This is a genomic window from Devosia sp. (genome assembly GCF_017307565.1).
Classification (GTDB): domain Bacteria; phylum Pseudomonadota; class Alphaproteobacteria; order Rhizobiales; family Devosiaceae; genus Devosia.
In genome coordinates this window covers 1-1,134 of record NZ_JAFKHD010000139.1, presented here as the reverse complement: position 1 = coordinate 1,134, position 1,134 = coordinate 1, and the positions used below count along the sequence as shown (strand labels likewise).

Annotated in this window: 1 protein-coding gene; it reads left to right on the top strand. The window is 65.0% G+C overall.

The genetic code is table 11. From position 1 onward, the window contains the following. Positions 1-36: 36 nt before the first annotated feature. Positions 37-1,134 (top strand): apolipoprotein N-acyltransferase (gene lnt / locus J0I64_RS03735; RefSeq protein WP_291406270.1); only part of this gene is annotated, 1,098 nt, incomplete at its 3' end.

Genomic DNA, 1,134 nt, shown 5'->3' with positions numbered 1-1,134 from the left:
CGCCGGCATGTGCCGTGATTCGCGTCTGCCCCGAAAATGATCCAGCCCGTGACCTGGCTGGCCGAGACCACCATGCTCAGCCATGGCTGGCGGCGCTTTGGCATCATGCTCGTGGCCGGCGCCATTGCCGGTCTGTCCGTGCCACCCTTCTTCGTGCTGCCCGCGCTCTTTATCGCCATGCCCTTCTGGGTCTGGGCGCTCGATGGCGCCGAGCGCAGGCGCGTCTGGTGGCTACGCTTCTTCGGGCCGGCCTTCACCATCGGCTTTGCCTTTGGCTGGGGCTATTTCCTCGTCGCCTTCCACTGGCTGGGCGCGGCCTTTTTTGTCGATGGCGGCTGGATGCTGGCGCTCATGCCCTTCGCCATCGCCGCGCTTGCCGCCCTGATCGCCTTTTTCTGGGGCGTGGCGAGCGCCCTGGCCCATCTTTTCTGGAGCCATGGCGCGGCGCGTATCGTGACGCTCTCGGCTTTCGTGGCACTGGCCGAATTTGCCCGCGGCCACGTGCTCACCGGCTTCCCTTTCGATCTTCTCGGCTATGCTCTGACCGGCACCGACGAATTGATGCAGTTGTCCTCGGTGATCGGGGTCTATGGGCTGACCTTCCTCGCCCCGCTCCTCGCCATGACGCCGGCGCTGGTCTGGCCGGCAGACGATCGGCCGATGAGCCGCCGGCTGCTGCCCTTTTTCCTCGCGCTTGCGGTAATCGCCGGGCAGTTGGCCTATGGGTGGAATCGCCTTTCGGGCAATGTTTCGACCGAGCGGCAGGACGTGTCCTTCCGGCTGGTGCAGCCCATGGTCTATGAACATGCCGATTTCGGTAATGTGGACCCGGCGGCGCTGATCGACCGCCTGCTCATGCTGTCGGACATGCGCATGGACCCGACGGATCAGGGCCTGGCCGATATCACCCATCTGGTCTGGCCCGAATCGAGCGTGCCCTTCTTCCTCGAAACGTATCCCGACGCGCTGGCGCGCATTGCGCGCATGTTGCCCGAGGGGGCGACGCTGCTGGCCGGCGTGCCACGGCAGATTTTTGGACTCGACGGGGCGGCGCCGCAGGGCCCGCCCTATAATTCGCTGGTCGCGATCAATACCGTTGGCGAAATCATCGCCAGCTATGACAAGTCGCACCTC